This is a genomic window from Microvirga antarctica (assembly GCF_017921815.1).
Classification (GTDB): Bacteria; Pseudomonadota; Alphaproteobacteria; order Rhizobiales; family Beijerinckiaceae; genus Microvirga; species Microvirga antarctica.
In genome coordinates this window covers 1-286 of record NZ_JAGEMM010000134.1, presented here as the reverse complement: position 1 = coordinate 286, position 286 = coordinate 1, and the positions used below count along the sequence as shown (strand labels likewise).

The following is a 286-nucleotide window of genomic DNA, read 5'->3' as shown; positions in this document are numbered from 1 at the left end:
ATCGCTTTTTTTGATACGGATGCGTCAGATGCTGAAATAAATATGTTGCCGGTGATAAAGGATACTGAGACTATTTGGGATTTAAATCGTACAGGTGATGTCCATTATATCCTTGCTTATGAATACACCGAGTTGGAGAAAACACATTTTTGGCTACGTGAACTTTCAAAACATCATTGTCGTTCTGTTACTGTAGTCCCCTCGTTTAGAGGATTGCCATTATATAATACTGATATGTCTTTTATCTTTAGCCATGAAGTTATGTTATTAAGGATACAAAATAACT

1 protein-coding gene is annotated in these 286 nt (G+C 35.0%); it reads left to right on the top strand.

What is annotated here, in order from left to right:
- Window positions 1-286: hypothetical protein (locus J4G32_RS21175; RefSeq protein WP_425515544.1), on the top strand; the 286-nt coding region annotated here is incomplete at both ends.